The 23935-nt window shown below is 61.9% G+C and carries 27 protein-coding genes; 20 read left to right on the forward strand and 7 right to left on the reverse strand.

The features are described 5' to 3' along the window. The first annotated feature begins 86 nt into the window (after positions 1–86). A complete protein-coding gene (locus HX821_RS10280; RefSeq protein WP_174717799.1) occupies positions 87–416 on the forward strand; it encodes a hypothetical protein in 330 nt (109 codons plus the stop codon). 3 nt (positions 417–419) lie between these two features. Here the strand turns inward: HX821_RS10280 and HX821_RS10285 are convergent, their stop codons facing one another. Further along, a complete protein-coding gene (locus HX821_RS10285; RefSeq protein WP_003219697.1) occupies positions 420–971 on the reverse strand; it encodes a DUF4262 domain-containing protein in 552 nt (183 codons plus the stop codon). Positions 972–1143: 172 nt separating this feature from the next. Between HX821_RS10285 and HX821_RS10290 the strand changes: the two genes are divergently transcribed. The 4 genes from HX821_RS10290 (at position 1144) to HX821_RS10305 (ending at position 3577) form a co-directional block, all read left to right on the forward strand. Next, positions 1144–1839 (forward strand): fumarylacetoacetate hydrolase family protein, encoded by a 696-nt coding sequence (locus HX821_RS10290; RefSeq protein ID WP_177019753.1) that lies wholly within the window; start codon positions 1144–1146, stop codon positions 1837–1839. Positions 1840–1875: 36 nt separating this feature from the next. Further along, positions 1876–2775 (forward strand): AraC family transcriptional regulator, encoded by a 900-nt coding sequence (locus HX821_RS10295; RefSeq protein WP_177009775.1) that lies wholly within the window; start codon positions 1876–1878, stop codon positions 2773–2775. A gap of 90 nt (positions 2776–2865) precedes the next feature. Further along, positions 2866–3312: a GNAT family N-acetyltransferase gene (locus tag HX821_RS10300; protein ID WP_003219700.1), complete on the forward strand. Its 447-nt coding sequence runs from the start codon at positions 2866–2868 to the stop codon at positions 3310–3312. A 4-nt stretch (positions 3313–3316) separates the two neighbouring features. After that, on the forward strand, positions 3317–3577 hold the full coding sequence (locus tag HX821_RS10305; protein ID WP_003219703.1) for a hypothetical protein: 261 nt from the start codon (positions 3317–3319) through the stop codon (positions 3575–3577). Between the two features lie 287 nt (positions 3578–3864). Here the strand turns inward: HX821_RS10305 and HX821_RS10310 are convergent, their stop codons facing one another. Then, the gene (locus tag HX821_RS10310) at positions 3865–4809 is read right to left on the reverse strand and encodes a diguanylate cyclase (protein ID WP_177019752.1); all 945 of its coding nucleotides are present in this window, start codon (positions 4807–4809) and stop codon (positions 3865–3867) included. Between the two features lie 243 nt (positions 4810–5052). On the opposite strand from HX821_RS10310, the gene HX821_RS10315 reads away from it, so the two are divergent. Then, positions 5053–5301, forward strand: coding sequence for a DUF1652 domain-containing protein (locus tag HX821_RS10315; RefSeq protein ID WP_008435982.1), 249 nt, complete (start codon positions 5053–5055; stop codon positions 5299–5301). 4 nt (positions 5302–5305) lie between these two features. On the opposite strand, the gene HX821_RS10320 is transcribed toward HX821_RS10315, so the two are convergent. Then, complete coding sequence (locus tag HX821_RS10320; RefSeq protein ID WP_166742173.1) at positions 5306–5449, reverse strand: hypothetical protein; 144 nt, start codon at positions 5447–5449, stop codon at positions 5306–5308. Between the two features lie 270 nt (positions 5450–5719). Here HX821_RS10320 and HX821_RS10325 point away from each other — a divergent pair, with 270 nt between their 5' ends. From HX821_RS10325 to HX821_RS10345, 5 genes are all read left to right on the forward strand, one after another. Then, positions 5720–6040: a YXWGXW repeat-containing protein gene (locus tag HX821_RS10325; RefSeq protein WP_003219711.1), complete on the forward strand. Its 321-nt coding sequence runs from the start codon at positions 5720–5722 to the stop codon at positions 6038–6040. A gap of 47 nt (positions 6041–6087) precedes the next feature. Beyond that, complete coding sequence (locus tag HX821_RS10330; RefSeq protein WP_008435980.1) at positions 6088–6669, forward strand: RNA polymerase sigma factor; 582 nt, start codon at positions 6088–6090, stop codon at positions 6667–6669. Beyond that, a complete protein-coding gene (locus HX821_RS10335; RefSeq protein WP_177035701.1) occupies positions 6666–7097 on the forward strand; it encodes a hypothetical protein in 432 nt (143 codons plus the stop codon). Before HX821_RS10330 ends, HX821_RS10335 begins: the two co-directional genes overlap by 4 nt. After that, positions 7094–7570, forward strand: a complete 477-nt coding sequence (locus HX821_RS10340) for a periplasmic heavy metal sensor (protein ID WP_177035702.1) — start codon at positions 7094–7096, stop codon at positions 7568–7570. Before HX821_RS10335 ends, HX821_RS10340 begins: the two co-directional genes overlap by 4 nt. A gap of 237 nt (positions 7571–7807) precedes the next feature. Continuing rightward, positions 7808–8017, forward strand: a complete 210-nt coding sequence (locus HX821_RS10345) for a YXWGXW repeat-containing protein (RefSeq protein ID WP_080673247.1) — start codon at positions 7808–7810, stop codon at positions 8015–8017. A gap of 72 nt (positions 8018–8089) precedes the next feature. On the opposite strand, the gene HX821_RS10350 is transcribed toward HX821_RS10345, so the two are convergent. Then, positions 8090–9031 carry a LysR substrate-binding domain-containing protein gene (locus tag HX821_RS10350; protein WP_177035703.1) on the reverse strand — a complete coding sequence of 314 codons (942 nt, stop codon included), beginning with the start codon at positions 9029–9031 and terminating at the stop codon, positions 8090–8092. Between the two features lie 118 nt (positions 9032–9149). Between HX821_RS10350 and HX821_RS10355 the strand changes: the two genes are divergently transcribed. The 3 genes from HX821_RS10355 to HX821_RS10365 are packed head-to-tail and all read left to right on the forward strand — an operon-like array spanning position 9150 to position 11414. Beyond that, positions 9150–10154 carry an aldo/keto reductase gene (locus HX821_RS10355; protein ID WP_008435967.1) on the forward strand — a complete coding sequence of 335 codons (1005 nt, stop codon included), beginning with the start codon at positions 9150–9152 and terminating at the stop codon, positions 10152–10154. Positions 10155–10170: 16 nt separating this feature from the next. Continuing rightward, positions 10171–10968 (forward strand): SDR family NAD(P)-dependent oxidoreductase, encoded by a 798-nt coding sequence (locus HX821_RS10360; protein ID WP_003219722.1) that lies wholly within the window; start codon positions 10171–10173, stop codon positions 10966–10968. Between the two features lie 29 nt (positions 10969–10997). Continuing rightward, positions 10998–11414, forward strand: a complete 417-nt coding sequence (locus tag HX821_RS10365) for an SRPBCC family protein (protein WP_102369400.1) — start codon at positions 10998–11000, stop codon at positions 11412–11414. Positions 11415–11547: 133 nt separating this feature from the next. Here HX821_RS10365 and HX821_RS10370 read toward each other — a convergent pair whose 3' ends face one another. After that, positions 11548–12945, reverse strand: coding sequence for a cell wall metabolism sensor histidine kinase WalK (locus HX821_RS10370; RefSeq protein WP_008435962.1), 1398 nt, complete (start codon positions 12943–12945; stop codon positions 11548–11550). Further along, entirely contained in the window at positions 12923–13606 is a 684-nt protein-coding gene (locus tag HX821_RS10375; protein WP_003219726.1) for a response regulator transcription factor, read from the reverse strand. The genes HX821_RS10370 and HX821_RS10375 overlap by 23 nt, the downstream gene beginning before the upstream one ends. Positions 13607–13974: 368 nt before the next feature. Between HX821_RS10375 and HX821_RS10380 the strand changes: the two genes are divergently transcribed. The 5 genes from HX821_RS10380 (at position 13975) to HX821_RS10400 (ending at position 21234) form a co-directional block, all read left to right on the forward strand. After that, positions 13975–14880: a hypothetical protein gene (locus tag HX821_RS10380; protein WP_003219728.1), complete on the forward strand. Its 906-nt coding sequence runs from the start codon at positions 13975–13977 to the stop codon at positions 14878–14880. A 300-nt stretch (positions 14881–15180) separates the two neighbouring features. Then, positions 15181–15525, forward strand: a complete 345-nt coding sequence (locus tag HX821_RS10385) for a hypothetical protein (protein WP_102369398.1) — start codon at positions 15181–15183, stop codon at positions 15523–15525. 96 nt (positions 15526–15621) lie between these two features. Continuing rightward, positions 15622–16860 (forward strand): TolC family protein, encoded by a 1239-nt coding sequence (locus HX821_RS10390; protein ID WP_177035704.1) that lies wholly within the window; start codon positions 15622–15624, stop codon positions 16858–16860. Further along, the gene (locus HX821_RS10395; RefSeq protein WP_177035705.1) at positions 16853–18124 is read left to right on the forward strand and encodes an efflux RND transporter periplasmic adaptor subunit; all 1272 of its coding nucleotides are present in this window, start codon (positions 16853–16855) and stop codon (positions 18122–18124) included. The genes HX821_RS10390 and HX821_RS10395 overlap by 8 nt, the downstream gene beginning before the upstream one ends. After that, on the forward strand, positions 18121–21234 hold the full coding sequence (locus tag HX821_RS10400; RefSeq protein WP_177021645.1) for an efflux RND transporter permease subunit: 3114 nt from the start codon (positions 18121–18123) through the stop codon (positions 21232–21234). Before HX821_RS10395 ends, HX821_RS10400 begins: the two co-directional genes overlap by 4 nt. Positions 21235–21336: 102 nt before the next feature. Here the strand turns inward: HX821_RS10400 and HX821_RS10405 are convergent, their stop codons facing one another. Continuing rightward, complete coding sequence (locus tag HX821_RS10405; RefSeq protein ID WP_087694111.1) at positions 21337–22452, reverse strand: Gfo/Idh/MocA family protein; 1116 nt, start codon at positions 22450–22452, stop codon at positions 21337–21339. 428 nt (positions 22453–22880) lie between these two features. Between HX821_RS10405 and HX821_RS10410 the strand changes: the two genes are divergently transcribed. Continuing rightward, positions 22881–23921 (forward strand): YCF48-related protein, encoded by a 1041-nt coding sequence (locus HX821_RS10410; RefSeq protein WP_008435949.1) that lies wholly within the window; start codon positions 22881–22883, stop codon positions 23919–23921. The last annotated feature ends 14 nt before the right edge of the window (positions 23922–23935 follow it).

Here is a 23935-nt window from a genome sequence, read left to right on the forward strand (position 1 = left end):
TCACCGATAAGGCAATTTGCTGGCCCCTTTGTAACAAAATTCTCGCCAAAATCACTTTTATTTTCAGGTGGTTAGGCGGGATGCAAATGCGCAATGTGGGAATCATGCTGATCGCCTGTGCCGTGGCGGGTGGGGCGGTTTCGGTTGAGGCACGGGAGCTGCGGGACAACGACAAGTACATGTGCAGCTGGGGTGCAGGCACCGCCGCCCGGGCCCAGGAATTGAAGCTGTCGGGCGTCTCGCTGTACGCCGCGCGGCAGAAGCTGAAGACCTACCAGTTCAAGAAACCCTGGATGCACATGATGGCCATGGGCATCACCGAGCAGACCTACGACAGCCGCTCGCGGGTCAAGCCCGAAGTGATTCGCCAGAGTTTTTATCAGGACTGTTTGCGCTACAAGCTGGCGCGTAAATAACCCTTATTTATCCAGCAGCAATTGGAGCCTTGAGAACGACTGGTCGTAGTTGGGCTCCCACGGAAAGCGCCCTTGTTTGTCCGGCCAGACCATTTGCAACGCAGGGAAATCAGCTTTGATCGAGGCGTAGAACCAGCCGGCATAACCGAGGTACTCGCGGTAGTGCCTGCGGTCTACAGGAATGAAGGCGATGCGCATGCCTTCGGCAATATCGTCATAGGGCTTGTAGGTTTCATAGGCGGCTTTTGCACCGGCAAAGCGGATCGCGGCGATGTTCAGCAACTGCTGGGCAATCTGCGGGGGCAGCCCGAATACGATGATTTCCGGTTGGCCGAAGTTGGCGTAGAACCCCAGGGAGTAGGCGAACGAAGGCTCACCGTCTTCAGCCCGCACATGCACATGGTGCCAGCCGATCTTCTTGATATCCGCCAACACCTTCTCGTCATATTCCGAATCTGCCTTGGGCAACTGGAATCCCGGAAGCGGGGCCTTGGCTGAAGTGTTCATCGAGAACAATGAGGCGGCGAAGAGTGCGACGGCGCGAATGATGTTCATCAGAGTCCTTTCTGCGGGATCAGGGGTTGAAAGCGCGATGAGGCTAGCAGTGTTGGGTTCGCTCGGCAAAGTGACCGATGCACCGCCCAGTACAAAATCTGCGTAAGCCTGTCCAACTTCGCCCCGGAGCCCGTCCGCATACTGGCCCCAGGTAATCGAAGAGGCACATGCCATGACCCGCTACGTCATCACCCCCAACGAAACCCCGTCCCTTGCCATCCACGGCGACGACGCCCGCTTCCCGCTGCGCCGGGTGTTCTGTGTCGGGCGCAACTACAGCGAACATGCCCGCGAAATGGGCCACGACCCCGACCGCGAGCCGCCGTTCTTTTTCATGAAGCCGGCTGATGCCGTGGTGCCCGCCGAGGGCGTGATCGCCTATCCGCCGCTGACCGCCGATCTGCACCATGAAGTCGAGTTGGTGGTGGCCATCGGCAAGGGCGGGGTGGACATTGCCCCGGAAGATGCCCTCGCGCATATCTGGGGTTACGGCCTGGGCATCGACCTGACTCGCCGCGACCTCCAGGCCCAGGCGAAAAAGGCTTCGCGGCCATGGGAGTGGGCCAAGGCCTTCGATGAGTCTGCACCCTGCACGGCGTTGCAGCCGGTGAGTGCCGTCGGCCACCCGGGCACTGGGCGTATCTGGCTCAAGGTCAACGGCGAGCAACGCCAAGTGGGCGATCTGGCAGACCAGATCTGGTCGGTCAGTGAGGTGATCAGCCACGCGTCCAAATCCGTGGCGCTGAAAGCCGGCGACCTGATCTTTACCGGCACCCCGGCGGGCGTCGGCGCCTTGCAACCGGGCGATGTGGTGACCGCCGGGATCGATGGCCTGGCCGAACTGAGCTTCACCCTCGGCCAGGGTTGACGCTACAGTGGTGCCCAGGCCCCCCGAGAAACGTGTATGCCCGGCACCCGCATCACCACCTATGGCATGGAACAACGCAGCGACCGCTCCGACTTCTACATCCGCGACAAGCGGGGCAGGGCGGCGCTGACCAGTCCCCATCGCCACGAATATTTCCAGATCCAGATCAACCTGGGTGGCGACACCGTGCAGCACATCGGCGGTGCGGTGCGCCCGTTCCCGAAAAAGGCCCTGGCCTTTATCCTGCCCCATCGCCTGCATGTGATTCCCCATCCCGAAGACGGCGACTTCATGCTGATCAATTTCAGCCAGGGTTTTTTCCTGCCGCAACTGACCTGCGACCCGCTGGACCTGGAAGACATCCCCATCGGCCAGGCGCCGGAGCTGTCGCCGTTCCGCTTCCAGGAGCAGTTGGACTTCATCCTCGACGACGCGGCCTTCGAAGAAGTCAAAACCTGGCTGGAACACATGCGTAGCCTGGACGCCCACCGCAGCTTCGGCGCCCGGGAGCGGCTCAAGGGTTACCTGTTCCAGTTGATCGGGCTGGTGTGCCAACAGTACGCCGAACCGCTCCAGGCGTTCGCCGCCAACAACGCCACCCGGCGTGGGCGCAAGGATGCCCTGGCCCGGGTGCAAGGCTACATCCGCGAGCATTTGCACGAGCCGTCGCTGAACCTGACGGATGCCGCGGCGGCGGCGTTCCTGTCGCCCAACTACCTGACCCACCTGTTGCGCAAGGAAACCGGCAAACCCTTCTCCCAGTTGGTGCTCGACCGGCGCATGCAACTGGCGCGCACGCTGCTGCTCAACAGCCCGCAGATGATCGGCGCGATTGCGCACCGTTGCGGGTTTACCGACGAGGCGTATTTTTCCCGGTGTTTCCGCAAGGCCCACGGGCTGGCGCCGGGGCAGTTCAGGCGGCGTGAGCAGGATTAACGCGCAATCCGGTGAGTGTTTTACAAATCCACCACAACCGATGTGTTTCAATTTACATACAATTGAGCGTCTCATCGGGAGGCGGTGCACATGGGGTCGGTTATACGGTTGGCAACTCCGGGCGATATCAATGCCATTTTCGACATTCGCACCGCCGTGGTGCAGAACCACTTAAGCCGCGAGCAGATGGCTGAGCTGGGCATTACCCCGCAAGTCGTCGCCGACAGCATGCGCGAGGCGCCTTGCGTATGGCTTGCCGAACTGGACGGCAGGCCTGTCGCGTTTGCAATGGTTGATCTTGCCGAAGGCGAGGTGTTCGCCCTGTTTGTATTGCCGTCTCACGAGAACCTTGGGTTGGGCCGCCAATTGATGGCAGTGGCCGAGGCCGCGCTGTTCGAGCACCACGACACGCTCTTCCTGATCACGGATGGGCGGGATCAGATCCGTGCCAACGGTTTTTACCAGCGGCTTGGCTGGGCAGTGGTCGACACGGCCGAGGGCGACGATGTTCGCTATCAGAAACACAAGGTGCAATGAGTGTATGAGTGAGCTGGAACCCCCTCAATCCAACGCCTTGCGCTATTTTGGCGTCGGGGTTCTATGTGTCGCGGTGTTGTTGGGGACCTATTTCGTTCGGCTCAATGCCCAGGTCGACCGGCAGCGGGAAGAGGCGGCGGAGCGCCTGGCGTTATGCCGTCAGGCAGCCAGTGTTTCGCGCGCCACGCCCCAGGACGAACTTGTGTTGGTGGATCCGTGCAAACACCTGTATCAGCACTATTTGAAGAAGCCCACGCACTTTTAATCAATAACCTTATTTTTATCGCGGAATTAAACAGCGAAGTTTGTTTAACGATGCGCTGTTATTGCACCAAAAAGTGGCATTTCCAATAATCGGATCCATTAAAAAAGTGTGGTTATTGAATGACTTAGCGCTGTTTTAATCCGACGAAAGGTTGAAAATTATCTTGTTACAAGTTTTCCCGCTGGGTAATATAACCGGGCGTTCACCTCCCACGGTTTATGCATTTTTAAATCCCAAGTTTCCATCAGCTACTTGGGATTTTTTTTGCCCGCGATTTGAGCGTTGTATCAATCCTCTACGTCGGCAAACTCTGCGCGCATCCGCCCATTGCGCTTGGCCTGGTACAGCAATTTGTCGACGGCTTCGACAAAGGCCAGCGCCGCGCCGCCCGGCGTTACCGTGCAAGTGCCTACGCCCAGGCTCAGTGTCAGCAGGTCCGACACCGCCGAGTGCTCATGCGCGATCTGCTGCTGGCGGATCAAGTGCAGGCAGCGTTCGGCCACGCGCCGTGCCGACTCGGCATCGGTTTCCGGCAACAACCACACAAATTCCTCGCCGCCGATGCGCGCAATGAAGTCCCGTGGCCGGTTGGCCGCCTGCGACAGCGTGCGTGCCACCTGGCGCAGGCATTCGTCGCCCTTGATATGCCCGTAGAGGTCGTTGTACTGCTTGAAATAGTCGATATCCAACAGGATCAACGACAGCGGCAATTGGCTGCGCTGGGCGCTGGTCCATTCCCGCGCCAGCACGGTGTCGAACATGCGCCGGTTGGCGATGCCGGTGAGGCCGTCCTGGAACGAATACTCCTCCAGCTGCTTCTGCAGGCGAATCAGGTGTTCTTCGGTCTTCTTGCGCTCGCTGATGTCGAACATGAAGCCGATCAGCGCCTGCACCTCGCCGTCCTTGCGCTCCACGTGCACCACGTCGCGAATCCACACGTACTCACCGCTGGCGGTCAGCGCCCGGTAATCGGCTTCATGATCGACCCCGGCGCGGGACTGGGAGACGCAGAAGTTGACCACATACTCGCGGTCGTCCGGGTGCATGCGTTCCACCCAGTCATCGACGGTGGCCCAGCTCTGCGGCGTCCAGCCCAGCAGTGCCTCGATCTGCGGGCCGATGTAGCTGAAAGTCATGGTTGCCCAGTCGATACGCCAGGGAATGGCCTTGGTCGATTCCAGCAACGTCTTGTACACAGCACTGTCGGGTTCGATCAAAGGTTCGATGCTCATGCGGAGTGCTCTCGGTGTCGGAAAAAACCAGAGCATCTGGCCATCATCGCCAGGAAGCAAGCCCTTCGCGTGGCATCGGATAAGAGGGGGGCTGTGTGGTTTTTCTGGCGTCAGCCGGCCAGCGGTTTTAGCCGAAATGCGCACCAAGTATCACTTTTGAATTAATTCCCGGGCAGTTTGAAAAAGCTCATCTACCCTAGACGGATCACGTCCTCCGAGCCCCGTACAGGGAAGGGTGCCCGCATGATTTCGATCGCCGAGTTTCGCCACATCATGGAGTCGGGCTTCCTGCCCCTCGCCTGTGACTGCTCATTGAACAGCGACGGTTCGCTGCGCATCAACATCTTCGACCCGGCCTCCGGGCGGGTCGACCTGCTGCTGCCCCGTGTGTCGCCCCAGGGTCTGGACAGCATCCGTTCCATCTCAAACCTGATTGGCGAACTGCGCACCGAGATCAAGGCCGGGCGCAGGGGGTTTGCAGCGGTCAGTTAGCGGATCAGGAGATCGCTTGTGCCGTCGGGGTAGTCACTACCCCGTAACCGCGCCAGCAGCAATGCTCGCGGTGCCCCGGCAGGAACACGCAGCCGCCAAGGTTCATGAGCAGGACGGCGGCAACCAGCAGTGAAATTCGACGAGACATGGTGATTTCCTCAAGGTGATGGGCGTCGCCAACCAACAGAACGCGCCTGTCGATTACCAACGGTTAACCCTTGAACGCGGCCATATGGATAAATCCGTCGCGACCTTTCAACAATTTCATCAACTCCCCGCAAACCCTGCGCAATACTGGCCCCGCCTGCCGTCCTGAGCGGTCGCGATAAAAAGTTCTTTTTGTTGCGACGGATTTTCGGACACCTGCCGTTCAACCCTACAACTGCGATCACTGGCGATCGCCGATGAAGGAGTTGTCATGAGACTTGCACGACCGCTGGCCAAATTACGTTATGCCCTGTTGATCCCGCTGGCACTGGCCGCCCTGGTCAGCACGCCGACCTTTGCCCAGACCGAAGTGATCATCCGCGAAGCGCCACCGCCGATGCGCGTCGAGGCCGTTCCCGTCGAACGCCCTGGCTATGTGTGGGATCGCGGGCACTGGCGCTATGAAGGGCGCGGTTATGCCTGGGTACCGGGCCACTGGCAGCCGGTGATGCGCAACGCCCGTTGGGAACCTGGCCACTGGGAATCGCGCGGCCCCAACTGGTACTGGAGAGAAGGGCACTGGATCCGCTGAGCATTCCGTCAACCTGACCCTTAGCCACCGGACCGAGACTTGCCCTATTGAAAGACACTGATCCGGACGTTGAGCTGTTGGCCCGCATCGGTAACAACGAACCGGCGGCCATCAACGAAATGGTGACGCGCAAACTGCCGCGTTTGCTCGCGCTCGCCAGTCGGATCCTCGGGGATGCCGACGAGGCCAGGGACGTGGCCCAGGAAAGCTTTCTGCGTATCTGGCGCCAGGCTGCAAGCTGGCGCAGTGGCGAAGCGCGTTTCGACACCTGGCTGCACCGCGTGGCACTCAACCTGTGCCACGACCATTTGCGTCGGCGCAAGGAGCGCCCGTTGCGCGATGAGGAGGCGATGAGCGAGGTGGTCGACACAGCGCCTGCGCCCGATGAACAGCTGGAAGCGGCCGCCCGCAGTGAGCGCATGGCGGCGGCGTTGGCGTCGCTGCCTGATCGCCAGCGTGAAGCGATTGTGTTGCAGTATTACCAAGAGCTGTCGAATATCGACGCCGCGGCGCTGATGAATATCAGCGTCGAGGCACTGGAGAGCTTGCTGTCACGGGCCCGGCGCAACCTGCGCAGTTACCTTGACGACACACCCGGGCCCGCCCGCCCAGGAAGGGGAAAACCATGACGCCTGAACGATTTGCCCAATTGGCCAAGGCTTACGGCGGCCACTTGCACCGTTGGCCGGCCGCCGAACACGCCGAGGCCCAGGCCCTGCTGGACGCAGGCGATGCCAGCCTCCTTGAGGTGCTGCATCAGGCGCGATGGCTCGACGGCCAGCTGGACGGCTATCAACTGGCACCCGTCGACCCGGCGCTGGCGCGGCAGATTCGCCAATCGTTTCCCCAGCGCCAGTCCTTCTGGGCGCGCTACGCCGGCTGGCTGTCGCCGGCCGGTTTTGTTGGCGTGGGCATCGCCGGGGTCGCCGCCGGAATCCTGGTGGCGTCGTTGAGCGTGCCGTTGCCCATGCTTGGCCCTGAAGTACTGCCGAGTGTCTTCGACCAGGGCGACGCCGAAGTCGTCTTCACCGTCAACGCCGAGGAAAGCGAGCAATGACCCCGTCACCCAAGTACCTGAAGCCGCTGCTGGTTGTGTCGGTGTTGTTCAACGTGTTTTTGATCGGCGGGGTCGGCGGTGGCTTGTACCATTGGTTGGCGAACACCAAGCCCGCCGAGGCGGTGGTTAACCAGCATGGCCTGCGCCAGGCGATGGTCATGCTGCCGCCGGAACGGCGCAAGGAACTGCGCCAGTTGTTGCGCCAGAACCGCGCCGACAGCCAGCCGCTGGTGCTGGCCGGGCGTGAGGCGCGGCTGGACGTGATCAAGCAACTGGAGGCGCCGACTCTCGACCGTGAGGCGTTGGTGACGGATTTGGGCAAGGCCCGGGAGGCGGACATGGCGCTCAGGGCGCTGGTGGACAACACCCTGGCGCAGTTCGCCAGCACCTTGCCCCGGGATGAGCGCCAGCGGTTGGTGGAGGCGTTGTATATGAAGGGCCAGGCGAAGGGCAAGGTCGCCAAGAGCCACTGATGATCGTTCCCACGCTCTGCGTGGGAACGCCGCCCCGGACGCTCTGCGTCCAGTTGGCGATGCAAGGTTCAAGTCTTGCGCAGTGGTGACGCGGAGCGTCACGGTATGCGTTCCCACGCAGAGCGTGGGAACGAGCATTAATAACCGAGACGGGCGACGGATTTTCCCGGGTCGCGGCGTTTAACCCGGGTAGGCCCGCCACTCAGGCGAAGGCCAATCTCATTGGGGAACCGTGCCATGTCCCGCCTATTCAAAGCTACGCTGGCCGCCACGTTGATGGCGGCTGCGTTGTCCGGTTGTATTGTCGAGCCTGTTCATCCGCGGCGTCCGCCGCCTTTGGTCGAGGTGGTGCCGGTGGCGCCGGCGCCAGGGTATCAGTGGGTGCGGGGGCACTATCGCTGGGGGAACGGGCAGTGGTTATGGGTGCCGGGGCATTGGCGGTACTGATCTACCACACGTTCAACTGCGACACCTAAACCCTGTGGGAGCTGGCTTGCCTGCGATGGCGTCACCGCGGTGTTACTGACAGACCGAGGTGCCTGCATCGCGGGTAAGCCCGGCTCCCACAGGTGATAGGGGCTCTGTCAGGACTTTCCTGAACGTCTCCACCAACGGCCGCAGATTGATCCGATGCCACGCCGCCCACAGCGGCGTGGTGTAGGTCAGCCACGGCAGTTCTCGCAGCACGACGCCCGGCGGTGCATTGCGGCTCAAGCCCTTTTGCACCATCGCGACACCTAGCCCCGACGCCACCAACCCCAACGCGGTAAACGGCTCGCTGGCTTCCATCGGAATCTGCGGGGTAAACCCTGCCCGAATGCACGCCGCAACAAAGTCATCCGCCGGGTTTGCACCCGCTTTGCGCTGCACGCCAATCCATTGCTGCTCGGCCAGATGCTCAGGCAGCAACTCGCTGACGCTGGCCAGCGGATGCTGCTCGGGCAGCGCCAGCAGCATCGGATCGTCCAGCACTTGCAATGCCATCAGGTCCGGGTCATCCGCCGCCGGTGGTTCACCCACCAGAGCGATATCCAGGCTGCGTTGGCGCAGGCCTTCCAGCTGTTCGGCGGAGGGCAGGTTGTACAGGGCGATATGCACGTTGGGCCGCGCGTCACGCAGTACCTTCAGGGCGTTGGGCAGCACCCCCGCGTGCATGGCGTTTTCGATGTAGCCGATGCACAGTCCGCCTTCTTCGCCTTTACCCAATCGCCGGCCCAATGACTCCAGGCGGTTGGCGTGGGTCAGCAGCGCCTTGGTTTCGGCGAGGAACGTCTGGCCGTCGCGGGTCAGGCGGATGCGCTGTTGGCTGCGCTCGAACAGGGTCAGGCCCAGGCGCTCTTCCAATTGGGCAATCTGCCGGCTCAGGGGCGATTGGGAGATGTGCAACCGTTCGGCAGCACGCCCCACGTGTTCTTCTTCAGCGACTACAACGAAGTAGCGCAATTGGCGGAAGTCGATCATGTCAGACCTTAAGGGACTCAAGTTGGTCGCAGTATGTCTTGGACGGTCCGATCTCTGCAATCTACGATCTGCTCAACGGTCAACACAGCGACCTTGAACAATCTTGAGGATTTACCCCATGAGCTTGAAAGACAAACTGCCCGGCGTGCTGGGTTTTGGCACCGCCCCCTTGGGCAACATGTTCCGTGCGATTCCTGAAGAGGAGGCGCAAGCCACCGTTGAAGCGGCCTGGAACCAGGGCGTGCGTTACTTCGACACCGCACCGTTCTACGGCTCGGGCCTCTCGGAAATCCGCCTGGGCCAGGCCCTGTCCAAGTACAACCGTGACGACTATGTGCTCAGCACCAAGGTCGGCCGGGTGATCCTGGATGAAGTGGAAGAAAGCGCCCGCGACCTTGGCGAGAAAAGCGGCGTGTTTGAACATGGCCGGCCGAACAAGATGGTCAACGACTACAGCGCCGATGCCACCCTGCGCTCCATCGAAGACAGCCTCAACCGCCTGCAAACCGACCGCCTCGACATCGTGTGGATTCACGACATCGCCCAGGACTTCTACGGTGATCAATGGCTGGACTACTTCAATCAGGCGCGCACCGGTGCTTTCAAAGTACTGACCCGCCTGCGTGAAGAAGGCGTGATCAAGGCCTGGGGCCTGGGCGTCAATCGGGTCGAGCCTTGCGAGTTGACCCTGGACCTGACCGAAGCCCAGCCCGACGGTTTCCTGCTTGCCGGTCGCTACACCTTGCTCGACCATGAACGCGCCTTGCAGCGCTTGATGGATGCAGCCCAGGCGCAGAACGTCGAGATCGTGGTCGGTGGCCCTTACAGCTCCGGGATCCTGGCGGGCGGCGCACATTTTGAGTACCAGAAAGCCAGCCCGGCGATCATCAGCAAGGTCGAGCAGATCAAGGCGATTGCCGCTGCCCATGGCGTGAGTGTGAAAGCCGCTGCACTGCAATTCTCCCTGGCTCACCCGGCAGTGGCCGCAGTGATTCCGGGTGCCAGTCGTCCGGGGCGCATTGCTGAAGACGTCGCGGCGTTGTCAGAGAAGATTCCCGCAGCCTTTTGGCAGGCCCTGCGCGAGGCCCGATTGATTTCGGCCCGTGCACCGTTGCCGCTCTAACCACAGGAACGCGAACATGAAAATTGATATCAGTGGCAAAGTCGCAATCGTCAGTGGCAGCACCGCCGGCATAGGCCTGGGCATCAGCCAGGCGCTGGCGCAATCCGGCGCTACGGTGGTGGTGATCGGGCGTGAATCGGGCAAGGTCGACGAGGCGCTGGCGACCATTCGCCAGGCCGTGCCCGGCGCGGATCTGCGTGGGCTGGTGGCGGACCTCGGTACGGCCGAGGGCGCTGAAAAGCTGTTCGCCGCCGAGCCGCGGGCCGACATCCTGGTGAACAACCTCGGGATCTTCAACGACGTCGATTTCTTTGACGCTCCCGACAGCGAGTGGACGCGTTTCTACGAGGTCAACGTGATCTCCGGTGTGCGTTTGTCGCGGCATTACACGCCGGGCATGGTCGAGCAGGGCTGGGGCCGGGTGATCTTTGTGTCGTCGGAATCCGGGGTGGCAACGCCGGCTGACATGATCAATTACGGCGTGACCAAAAGCGCCAACCTGGCGGTGTCCCATGGCTTGGCCAAACGCCTGGCGGGCACCGGGGTGACGGTCAATGCGATCCTGCCGGGGCCGACCTTTACCGATGGCCTGGAGCACATGCTCAAGGACGCCGTGGCCAAGTCCGGGCGCAGTGCGCGGGACGAGGCGGATGTGTTTGTGCGCAATGCGCGGCCGACGTCGATCATCCAGCGCGCAGCGAATGTGGATGAAGTGGCGAATCTGGTGGCGTACATTGCTTCACCGTTGTCCTCTGCCACCACCGGTGCCGCGTTGCGGGTCGACGGCGGTGTTGTCGACAGCATGGCGATCTGATTTTTCTTGAATGGTTTGGAGTGTTAATCGTGGCAAAAGCATCTGCTGTTATTGAAATCCCGGTTTCGGCCGAACAGGTTTGGCAATTGGTCGGCGGCTTCAATTCGCTGCCGGACTGGCTGCCCTTTATCGTCAAGAGCGAGCCGAGTGAAGGCGGGCGCGTGCGCCACCTGCAAACGGCGGATGGCGGGGTGGTGGTGGAACGGTTGCAACGCTTTGATGATGCGGCGCGTACCTACAGTTATTCGATCAGCGAGTCGCCGTTTCCGGTGAGTGAGTATTTGGCGACGTTGAAGGTTGAGGCGCTGGGTGACAGCTCCGCGAAGGTGACCTGGTCGGGCGTGTTTACTCCGGTGGCCGGTGTGACGGATGCGGCGGTGGAGGAGTTGTTCAGCGGTGTCTACAGCGGCGGGCTGGATGCGTTGCGGGGTAATTTTCCGGGCTGAATGAAGATCAAATGTGGGAGCGGGCTTGCTCGCGAATGCGGTGGATCAGTGCCAGATGGGTTGACTGACACTCCGCATTCGCGAGCAAGCCCGCTCCCACATTGGTTTTGTGGTGTTCTTCAGGCTTCAGGCTTCAGGCTTCGGGCATCAGTTGTTGGCGGCATTCGAGGATCAGCTTCGCACCGCCTCGTTCGCTGCTGCCGACTTCCAGTTTGAACCCGTGCAGGTTGATGATCGCGGCCACAATCGACAGCCCCAAGCCAAACCCGCCTTGTTGCTGATTGCCTTCGTCCACCCGGTAAAACCGCTGGAACACCGCGGCACGTTCAGCTGCGGGAATCCCGGGGCCGGAGTCCAGGACTTCAATGCGGGTGCTGCCGGCATCGTTCACGCCGCGCAAAATCACTTCGCCGCCCGGCGGGGTGAACTTGATCGAGTTGCTCAGCAGGTTGGCCAGGGCTTCGAACAGCAGCGCGCGGTCACCGGTGATCCAGGGCAATGAGTCCGGCACTTGCAGCAGCAGTTCCATCTCGCCTTCTTCTGCCAGGGGCAGGTAGAAGTCGTGGAGTTCCTGCAGCAAGGGCAGGGGATCAAGCACCAGGAAGCCCGAGCGGCGCTGGTGGTCTTCCAGTTCGGAAATCCGCAGCAGGCCGCGAAAACGCGCCATCAAGGTGTCGGTCTCGGCGATGGCCGCGTCCAGTTGCAGGGCGTGGGGCGCGTCTTCATCAGCCTGTTGCTGGATTCGGTACAGCTGCGCCCGCAGGCGTGTGAGCGGGGTGCGCAAGTCGTGGGCGATGTTGTCGCACACGCCCTTGACCTCGTTCATCAGCTTCTCGATACGGTCGAGCATCGCGTTGACGATGGCTGCCAGCATGTCCAGTTCGTCGCGTCGGTCGGACAATGGCAAACGGTGGGTCAGGTCGCCGGCCACGATGGCTTCGGCACTCGCCTGGATCCCGCGAATCCGCCGCAACGGGCGCCGCCTGAGCAGGTGCCAGCCGGCCGCGCCGGGAATGATCGTCAGGGTGATCCCCCACAGCAAGGCGTGCAGGATGATCCGCGTCACGCCGAACAGCGAGCCGTTGGCCCGCACCAGGATCAGCCAGCGGCCGTCTTCGGTGTGGGTGGCTACGGCGTCGCAGCTGTCGCGCGGCAGTTTCGGGTCGTCGGAGTCGATGCAGTTGGCCAGGGCGTGGATGTGTCCGTCCATTGGCAGGTCGGGCGGTATCACGCGGATCGGGCCGCTGATGGGGTTGAACTGATTATCGAACAGGCCGTAGGCGTCAACGCCCTTCATGTCGAAGGTCATGCTGGTGGTCAGGGCTTCCACCAGCTCTTCGCCGTCAAACCGCTGGAACAGGTGCTGGCGCTGCATCAGGGAGTGGCGCGAGAGGTCGCCCAGGTAACCGGACACCTCGTAGTACAGCACGCCCATGAGGATGCAGCTCCAGGCCACGAACAACGAACTGTAGAGCGCCAGCAGCCGGCTGCTGGAAGAGCGCCAGCCTTTAGAGGGGTTCAGCAATGACATACCCGGAACCTCGTACCGTGCGGATCAGCGGCGTGAGGCCCGGCGGGTCGATTTTTTTGCGCAGGCGACCGATGTGCACGTCGATCAGGTTGGTGCCCGGGTCGAAGTGATAACCCCAGACTTCCTCGAAGATCATCATCCGCGAGAGGATTTGCCCGGTGTTGCGCATCAGGAATTCCAGCAGTTTGTATTCGGTCGGCAACAGGCTCAGGGGCTGTTCGGCGCGGCTGGCTTCACGGCTGATCAGGTTCAGTTCCAGATCCGCCACGCGCAAGGCAGTTTCGAACTCCTTGACCGTGCTTTTGCGCCGCAGCAGCACTTCGACGCGGGCGGCCATTTCGTCGGAGGCGAACGGTTTGGTCAGGTAGTCATCACCACCGGCCCGCAGGCCACGTACCCGTTCATCCACATCGGAGAGGGCGCTGATCATCAGGATCGGCGTGGATACGCCGATGGTGCGCAGGGTGGTGACGATGGCCAGGCCATCCAGTTCCGGGAGCATGCGGTCGAGGGTGATCAGGTCGTAATCACCGCTGACGGCACGGACCAGGCCTTCGCGGCCATTGTCTACCCAGTCTACGTCCAGTCCATGGCTACTCAGCTCGGCAACGATCTCGCGGGCCGTTACGGCGTCGTCCTCGATGGTCAAAATGCGGGTCATAAGGATTACCTGGTGAGCGATTCACACTGAAGTGCGGGCATTTTGCCAAGAAATGATAGCCCGCTTCCTAAATAAAAATTTATGTAGGCACAAACGACACAATTCACCATAACCCGCTGAATCTGAACGAACGCTGTGTGTGTAGGATTTTTTGCATGCCACGGCGTGCGTACGGGTTATTTCCTACGAGGAATGCAATACGCCCGCCGCTCCGGGCCATTTCTTGCAAGTTGCATGGTTCAAATTAGTTCAAATTAATTAAGTTATTGAAATATATGAAGTTTTAATTTTCGAGCTTCTGGCACGTCGCCTGCACTGTCCCTTTTGAGACTTGTAACACTATTTTTCATGCCTGGAGCAAAACAACAATGATTACATCCTCATCCACGCTGCAAGAGTCGAGCACGCTCTCCGGGGTTTCCTGGGGCGCGATCTTTGCCGGGGCCGCTGCCGCGGCTGCGCTGTCCTTGATTCTGGTACTGCTGGGCTTCGGCCTGGGCTTTTCGGCGGTGTCGCCGTGGGCCGACAGTGGCATCAGCGCCAAAGGGCTTGGCATTTCTACCATTGTCTGGCTGGCGGTTACGCAAATCATCGCGTCGGGGATGGGCGGTTACATCGCCGGTCGCCTGCGGGTGAAATGGGCCAATATGCACGGCGATGAGGTGTACTTTCGCGACACCGCCCATGGCTTCCTGGCCTGGGCCGTGGCGACACTGGTAACGGCGGTGCTGATCGTCGGTTCGGTCAGCAGTGTGGTCAGCGGTGGTGTGAAGGCCGGTGCCAGTGTGGCCTCGGGTGCCGTCAGTGGCATGAGCCAGGTGGCTGGCGCTGCCTCCAAGGGCGAAGACTTTGGCTACTACGTCGACAGCCTGTTCCGTGATGATCGCCCGGCCGCCGTCAGTGATGACGCGGTGCATGGTGTGGTCGCTCGCATCTTCGCTCGTACCGTGAGCAACAATGGTCAGCTGGCACCTGAAGACCGTGCGTACCTTGCACAGTTGATCAGCCAGCGGACCAACCTCAGCCAGGCCGATGCCGAGGCGCGTGTTGACCAGGTCTATGGCCAGGCTCAAAAAGCCCTGGATGACGCCAAGTTGAAAGCCAAGCAGGCTGCCGACACGGCTGCAAAAGTGGCTGCCTACACGTCGCTGTGGACCTTCGTGGCGCTGTTGATCGGTGCGTTTTTTGCCAGCCTCGCTGCAACCTTTGGTGGTCGTCGCCGGGATGCCGTGGTGTATCTGGAAACCACTCCCCACACCACTTCCGTTCGTTAATTCAAGGAGAACGTCATGCGCTCATTACTGCTGTTTTTCCTCGGTGTGCCTATCCCGGTCATTATCCTGATCGCGATCTTCATGCACTGATCCTCAGGCTTGCTCGGTCCCCATGTGGGAGCGGGCTTGCTGGCGAAAAAAGCGGTGTATCAGTCACATATGAACTGGCTGATACACCGCTTTCGCGAGCAAGCCCGCTCCCACATTTTGTTTTGTGTCGTTGCTGCATTCCGGGCGAAGGCGAAATCTCCGGATTTTGTTAATTGTTGCTTAACCACCATTTGGCTAAGCTCCCGTCCCATGAGCCGCTATCTGCGTTTTTTCCTGGTACTGCTGTTGAGTCTTGCGCTTCCCCTGACCGGGATGGCGGGTGTGCCGTCGAGCACCGAGCCGTGCCCGATGCAGATGTCCGACATGCAGATGATGAGCGACATGGCCCCTGACTGTTGCCAGGACGGCGCAGCTGCCGACCACGGCAAAAGCTGCAAGCCCGGCCAGGAGTGCAAGACCGGCGGCATGCTGCAATTGTCGATGCCGGTGCTCAAGGCCCCGGTGACTGCTTCCAATGCGCTGGTTGTCAGCGTCTCTTCTGATTTCATCCCCGACCGCACGCCGTCCGGCGTCTGGCGCCCGCCCCGTAGCTGAATCCTGTTGCACCTGAAGACTCGTCCCTGAACCGGGACGGCCTTGCTGTGGGCCGCGTAAAGCGGTGCGCAGCGCAACAGAACAGGACACTTCAAGATGAATTTCCTATGCGTGCGTGCCCTGGTGATGGGCGTGCTGGCGTGGCCGACGCTGGCGTCTGCGCTGACCCTGGATGAGGCCTTGCGCCTGGCGCAAAACAACGCGCCGTCGCTGACGGCTGAATCCTCCAAATTGCAGGCCGCGACCCAGGCGGCGATTCCGGCCGGCGAACTGCCGGACCCGAAACTGGTAGTAGGCCTGCAAAATTTCCCCGTCGGCGGGCCCAATCGCGGCACGTTGTATGGCGATGACATGACCGAGCAAATGATCGGCATCCAGCAACAAGTGCCCAGCCGCGACAAGCGCAAGGCACGGGTTGAGTTGGCGTCGGCCAGCGTGGACACGGCTGCCGCCGAAGGCCGGATCGAGCGCTTGAATGTGCGTCAGGCCACCGCCCAGGCGTGGATTCGCGCCTATGCGGTGGAGCGCAAAGAGGCACTGTTCAAGGACTTCTATCAGCAGAATCGCCTGCTGCAAGACACCGTGCGTGCGCAACTGGCCGGCGGTCGCGGGCAGCCTTCCGACGTCGTGATCCCGAAGCAGGAAGCGGCTGACCTGGCCGAGCGCGAGGATGAGCTGATCCAGCAACGCGCCCAGGCCCGGGCGGCCCTCAAGCGCTGGATCGGCCCGGCCGCCAGCGAAGCCCCCAGCGGGCAATTGCCGAACTGGAAAATCGACACCACCGGCTTCACCCACAACCTGCACCAGCACCCGGTTCTGCAAGCCTTTGCACCGCGCACCCGCGAGGCCGAAGCCCGGCTGAACGAGGCCAAGGCGCAAAAGACCTCGGACTGGAGTTGGGAAGTGGACTACCAGCACCGAGGCCGTGAGTACGGGGACATGGTCAGCCTGCAATTCACCTTCGATTTGCCGATCTTCCCCGGTCGCCGGCAGGACCCCGGTATCGCCGCCAAGCAGGCCGAACTCGACCAACTGGACGCCGAACGCGAAGCCAAGACCCGTGAACATACCCAGGAACTCGAAGACGCCCTGGCCAACTACCAGCGCCTGGACCGCGCCGTGCAGCGCAGCCAGGACAGCCTGGTGCCGCTGGCCGAGGAGAAAGTGTCGCTGAGCCTGGCGGGGTATCGCGCGGGCAAGGGCGACCTGATGAGCGTGGTCAGCGCCCGCCGCGAGTGGGTCGAGGCGCGCTTCAAACAGATTGATGCCATTGAGCAGCGCGCCCTGACCGGCGCCCAGCTGTATTTTGCTTACGGGGAACCCGCCAATGAATAACCGAATCGTGAATATGGCCCTGTTGGGCGGCGTCCTGCTGCTAGGTCTGGGTGGCGGCTATTGGCTGGCGCAGACACGCGAGGCACAGCCGGCCATGGTCGGGACGATGCGGGCGCCGGACGAGAAAAAGGCGCTGTACTGGTACGACCCGATGTACCCGCAGCAAAAATTCGACAAGCCGGGCAAGTCGCCCTTCATGGACATGCAGTTGGTGCCGCGCTACGCCGGTGGCGCCGAGGAGAGTGCGGCGATTCAGATCGACCCCAGCCTGACCCAGAACATCGGCGTGCGCCTGGCGAGCGTCAGCCGTGGGGTGCTGGCGTCGAGTCTTGAGCTGTCGGGAATCCTCGCCTTCAACGACCGCGATGTGGCGGTGGTGCAGGCGCGCGCTGCCGGATTTGTCGAGCGGGTTTACGCCCGTGCGCCGGGGGATGTGCTCAAGGCCCAGGCGCCCCTGGCGGACATTCTGGTGCCCGAATGGGCCGCCGCTCAGGAAGAGTTCCTTGCTCTGCGACACAGCGATCCAGGTTTGTTGGCTGCCGCCCGCCAGCGTCTGCGCTTGAGCGGCATGCCCGCCGGGCTGATCACGCAGATGGAGCGCAGCGGCCGGGTGCAATCAGTGATGACCATCACCACCCCGCTGGGCGGCGCGTTGCAAACCCTCGACGTACGCGAAGGCATGACCGTCGCGGCGGGCCAAACCCTGGCGCGGGTCAATGGCCTGGGCACCGTGTGGCTGCAGGTCGCCGTGCCTGAAGCCCAGGGCGCCGCGCTGGCCGTTGGGCAAACGGTCGAGAGCCGTTTTGTCGGGTTGCCGGGACAAGTCGTCAAAGGCACCGTCGCCGCGATTCTGCCGGCAACTGCCATGGACAGCCGCACCGTGCAGGTTCGGGTCGAACTGCCCAACCCTGACGGTATGTTGCGCCCCGGTATGACCGCCCAGGTGCGCCTGGCCCAATCCAGCGGCCAATCGGTGCTGTTGCTGCCGAGCGAGGCGTTGATTCGCACCGGCAAACGCGTGCTGGTGATGGTGGCCGAGGAGGGCGGGCGATATCGCCCGGTAGAAGTCCAGGTGGGTGCAGAAAACCAGGACAACACCGTCATCCTCGCCGGCCTGCAGGAAGGCCAGCAGGTGGTGGCCTCCGGTCAATTTCTGCTGGACTCCGAAGCAAGTTTGAAGGGAATTACCACTCAATCGTCCGGCGGTTTTTCAGATGAGGGGGCCATGGACGGCATGAGCATGCAACCGGGAGCCCGGCCATGATCGCCCTGTTGATTCGCTGGTCGGTGGCCAACCGCTTTTTGGTGTTGTTGGCGACTTTATTCGTGACGGCCTGGGGTTTGTGGTCGATCCAGAACACCCCGGTGGACGCCTTGCCGGACCTGTCGGATGTGCAGGTGATCATCCGCACGCCTTACCCGGGCCAGGCCCCGCAGATTGTCGAGAACCAGGTCACTTACCCGATGACCACCACCATGCTCTCGGTGCCGGGGGCGAAGACCGTGCGCGGCTTTTCGTTCTTCGGCGACAGCTACGTCTACGTGCTGTTCGACGAGGGCACCGACCTGTATTGGGCGCGCTCGCGGGTGCTGGAATACCTGAGCCAGTTGCAGGCGCGTTTGCCGGCATCGGCCAAGCCGGCGCTGGGCCCGGATGCCACCGGTGTCGGCTGGATCTACCAGTACGCGCTGGTGGACCGCACCGGAAAACACGACCTGGCGCAACTGCGCTCGTTGCAGGACTGGTTCCTCAAGTTCGAGCTCAAGACCCTGCCCAATGTCGCCGAAGTGGCGACCATCGGCGGCCAGGTCAAGCAGTACCAGGTGCAGATCGACCCGCTGGCCCTGGCCAGTCGCGGCATCACCCAGGCCCAGGTGGTGGAAGCCATCGGCAAGGCAAACCAGGAAACCGGCGGTTCGGTGCTGAACATGGGTGAGTCGGAATACATGGTGCGTGCGTCCGGCTACCTGAAAACCCTGGAGGACTTTCGCGGCATTCCCCTGCGGCTCGACACCCACAACGTGCCGGTGACCCTTGGGGATGTGGCGACGATCCAGCTGGGCCCGGACATGCGCCGGGGCATCAGTGAACTGGATGGCGAAGGCGAGGCGGTGGGCGGCGTGGTGATCCTGCGCAGCGGCAAGAACGCCCGCGAGGCCATCGCGGCGGTCAAGACCAAGCTGGAGCAACTGCAAACCAGCCTGCCGCCCGGGGTGGAAATCGTCACCACCTACGATCGCAGCAAACTCATCGATCGCGCCGTGGACAACCTCAGCCACAAGCTGCTCGAAGAGTTCCTGGTGGTGGCGCTGGTGTGCGGGATCTTCCTGTGGCACCTGCGCTCCTCGCTGGTGGCGATCATTTCGTTGCCGGTGGGGGTGTTGATTGCCTTTATCGTCATGCGCTTCCAGGGCATCAACGCGAACATCATGTCCCTGGGCGGGATTGCGATTGCCATCGGCGCGATGGTCGATGGCGCGGTGGTGATGATCGAGAATGCCCACAAGAAAATCGAAGCCTGGCACCACGCGCATCCGAACCAGGAATTGAAGGGGGAGGCGCATTGGAAGGTCATCACCGATGCAGCAGTGGAGGTGGGGCCGGCGTTGTTTTTCTGCCTGCTGATCATCACCTTGTCGTTTATCCCGGTGTTCACCCTGCAAGCCCAGGAAGGCCGCTTGTTCGGGCCGCTGGCCTACACCAAGACCTATGCCATGGCCGCTGCAGCGGGGTTGTCGGTGACCCTGATCCCGGTGCTGATGGGCTACTGGATTCGCGGGCGTATTCCCGATGAGCAACGCAACCCGCTGAATCGCGGCCTGATCAAACTCTACCAACCGGCCCTCGACGCGGTGCTGCGCTGGCCGCGCATGACCTTGCTGGTCGCGCTGCTGATGGTCGCCAGTGCGCTATGGCCAGTGTCGCACCTGGGCGGTGAATTCCTGCCGCCGCTGGATGAGGGTGACCTGTTGTATATGCCGTCGGCGTTGCCTGGTTTGTCGACGCAAACTGCCGGCGCATTGCTGCAACGTACCGACCGCTTGATCAAGAGCGTGCCGGAAGTCGCCCACGTGTTCGGCAAGGCCGGCCGCGCCGAAACCGCCACCGACCCGGCGCCGCTGGAAATGTTCGAAACCACCATCGAGTTCAAGCCGCGAGACCAATGGCGGCCGGGCATGACCCCGGAAAAACTGGTGAAGGAACTCGACCGGGTGGTGCAGGTGCCGGGGCTGACCAACATCTGGATTCCGCCAATCCGCAACCGTATCGACATGCTCGCCACCGGGGTCAAAAGCCCGATCGGCGTGAAGGTCGCGGGTTCCAGCCTGATGGACATCGACGCCGTGACCCAGGCCGTGGAAAAGGTCGCCAAGACGGTGCCCGGCGTCAGCTCGGCGCTGGCGGAACGCCTGACGGGCGGGCGCTACATCGACGTGGATATCGACCGCCCGGCCGCCGCGCGTTATGGCCTGAACATCACCGATGTGCAGTCCATTGTCTCCGGGGCGATTGGCGGGGAAAACATCGGCGAGACCGTCGAAGGCTTGGCGCGGTTTCCCATCAACCTGCGCTACCCGAAAGAATGGCGCGACTCGGTGAGCGCGTTGAGCAACCTGCCGATCTATACGCCGTCGGGCAGCCAGATCACCCTGGGCACCGTGGCCAGGATCAAGGTCAGCGAAGGCCCGCCGATGCTCAAGAGCGAAAACGCCCGGCCTTCCGGCTGGGTGTACATTGACGTGCGTGATCGCGACCTGGCGTCGGTGGTGAAGGACTTGCGCGAGGCGATCAACCAGAACGTGCAACTGCAACCGGGCATGAGCCTCAGCTACTCGGGGCAGTTCGAGTTCCTGGAGCGGGCCAATGCGCGCCTGAAACTGGTGGTGCCGGCGACCTTGCTGATCATCTTCGTGCTGCTGTACCTGACGTTCCGGCGGGTGGATGAGGCGCTGCTGATCCTCGCCACGTTGCCGTTCGCGCTGACGGGAGGGGTGTGGTTGCTGTACTGGCTGGGCTTCAACCTGTCGGTGGCGACGGGTGTTGGATTTATCGCGTTGGCGGGGGTGTCGGCGGAGTTTGGCGTGATCATGCTGCTGTATTTGAAAAACGCCTGGGCCGAACGCCAGGGAGGAGGGGACCAGGCCCTGCTGGAAGCCATCACCGAAGGTGCCGTATTACGCGTGCGGCCCAAGGCGATGACCGTGGCCGTAATCATCGCCGGCTTGCTGCCGATCCTTTTAGGCGGCGGCACCGGCAGCGAAGTCATGAGCCGGATTGCCGCGCCCATGATTGGCGGCATGCTCACAGCGCCGCTGCTATCCCTGTTCGTCATCCCGGCGGCATATAGGCTAATGCGCAAATCCAAAAGCTAACGACAATCAAATGTGGGAGCGGGCTTGCTCGCGAAAGCGGTGTGTCAGTCGCCAGATGCCGTGGCTGACCCACCGCGTTCGCGAGCAAGCCCGCTCCCACATTTAGACCTCATTCAGCCTGACCCACCGCTCCTCCTTGGCCGCCACCCGAATCGCCGTGGCCAACCGCTCAATCTCCCAAGCCGCCGCAAAATCCGTCCCGTCACTGCCCTTGCCGGCCAACGCCATCACCAACTCATGCACCTCCAGCGTCTTCAACTCGTTGTACCCCAACTGATGCCCCGGCGCCGGACTGAACGCCGCATACCCTGGCAACGAAGGCCCCGCCAACACCCGCTGAAACCCCTCCTGCCCAACCCGAAACAGCTGCAATTCATTCAACCGTTCCTGATCAAACAACAACGTGCCCCGCGTGCCACTGATCTCAAAGCTCAGGTGATTCTTATACCCATGCTTCAGCCAGCTACTGCTCACCGTCCCCCGTGCCCCATTGGCAAACCGCAACAACGCATGCACCTGGTCATCCACCGCAATCTCCCGCAGCGTCTCACTCCCGGCGGTGGCAGGCCGCTGCCCGTGCACCGTTTGCGTATCGGCACACACACTCACCACATCCCCCACCAAATACCGCGCCATGGACAGTAAATGACTGCCCAGATCCGCCAACGCACCGCCGGCATGTCCAACCTCACAGCGCCACGACCACGGCGACGCCGAATCCGCCATGAAATCCTCGCTGAACTCCCCCTGAAAACTGATGATCTCCCCCAACTCACCGCGGGCGATCAACTGCCGGGCCAAGCCAATCATCGGGTTGTGCTGATAGTTGTAACCCACCCGCGTCACCACCCCGGCCTTGCTCGCCGCATCACGCATCGCGGCCGCCTGCTCCAGGCTCACCGCCAGCGGCTTCTCGCAATACACCGCCTTGCCTGCCGCCAGTGCAGCCATGGCCATGGGGTAGTGCAAATGGTTGGGAGTAGTGATGGCGACAACATCCACCTTGGGATCGTCAATCAACTGCTGCCAGTCGCCATGGGCCTGGGCAAACCCCCAGTCATTGGCGCAGCGTATTGCGCGCTCGGTATCGGCATCGGCCAGGGCGGCCAGCGTGAGCTTCACCGGCAGCTCGAACACCGCCCGCGCATTATTGAACGCCAAGGCGTGGGCACGCCCCATAAAGCCTGTACCAATCAGGCCGATTCCGAGTTCGCGCATAGCCGGGTTCCTTCGAATTATTGTATTGAGAAGCCTATTTATGGAATAAATATTCCCAAAACTCAACACATGGAATAAAAATTCATTCCAAGACCCACACCTCACCCCGTGGCGAGGGAGCTTGCTCCCGCTGGGCTGCGCAGCGGCCCCAAAAAGCGTAGGAGCGCTGCGCACTCCAGCGGAAGCAAGCCCCCTCACCCCAACAGCCCCCCTCCACGGATCACCGCCGCTGATAGCACTACATTCAGCACCAACCCAAACCCCTCCAGTTAACAAAACATAACGTAGCGCCGATTGTCAGACGATTCCAAAGCCCGCTAGGATGGCCCAGCTTGCCCAAGGCGCTCTAGATTGCAGGTTTCAGGGCTCCCCACGGCAAGACGACCTAACAATAATAAATGGGAGAAAGGTCTATGAGTGAGCCTGTCATGGGTGTGGTGTTTTTCCGCCCGAAGGCCACGCGCAGGGTCGCATTGCTGGCCACAGCGCTCTCGTTGCTGGGGGTTGTCGCGTTGTCGACACCGGCCCATGCCGCCACAGAAACCACCGCCGCCGCGGTGTTCGCCATTGACTCCCCCAAGGCCGCCAAAAGCCTGATGATCGACGTGGTCCACGCAGGCAAGCGCCTGGTCGCGGTCGGTGATCGCGGGCACATCCTCTATTCCGACGACCAGGGTGTCACCTGGACCCAAGCCAAAGTCCCCACCCGGCAACTGCTGACCGCCGTGTTTTTCGCCGACGACCAACACGGCTGGGCGGTGGGCCATGACGCACAGATCCTCGCCACCACCGACGGCGGCGTGACCTGGACCCAACAATTCCAGGACCTCAAGCGCGAAGCACCGCTGCTTGACGTCTGGTTCAAGGACGCCAGCAACGGCTTTGCCGTGGGTGCCTACGGTGCGCTGATCGAAACCACCGACGGGGGCAAGACCTGGGACGACGTCAGCGACCGCCTCGACAACGAAGACCAATACCACCTCAACGCCATCGCCCAGGTGAAAGACGCCGGGCTGTTTATCGTCGGTGAGCAGGGCAGCATGTTCCGCTCCCATGACGAGGGGCAGACCTGGGAAAAACTCGAAGGCCCCTACGAGGGCTCGCTGTTCGGCGTGATCGGCACCGCCCAGGCGCAGACGCTGTTGGCCTACGGCCTGCGTGGCAACCTGTTCCGCTCCACGGATTTTGGCAGCACCTGGGAGCCGGTGGAGCTGAACGCCACTCGTGGCGCGCTGGAGTTCGGTTTGTCGGGGGCGACCCTGCTGGACGACGGTTCCATCGTGGTAGTGGGCAACGGTGGCAGCGTGGTGGTCAGCCACGACGACGGCCTGACCTTCAGCGTATTCAATCGCCCGGACCGCATTTCGCTGTCGGCGGTCACCGCGGCGGGCAACGGCAACTTGATTCTGGCGGGGCAGGGCGGCGTTCGCGTGGCCAGTCCAACCGGCGCCGAGCCGACAAAACAATAAGAAGGCGGGGACAC

The sequence above is a fragment of the Pseudomonas sp. B6001 genome (genome assembly GCF_013386015.1).
In the GTDB taxonomy this organism is placed as follows: Bacteria; Pseudomonadota; Gammaproteobacteria; order Pseudomonadales; family Pseudomonadaceae; genus Aquipseudomonas.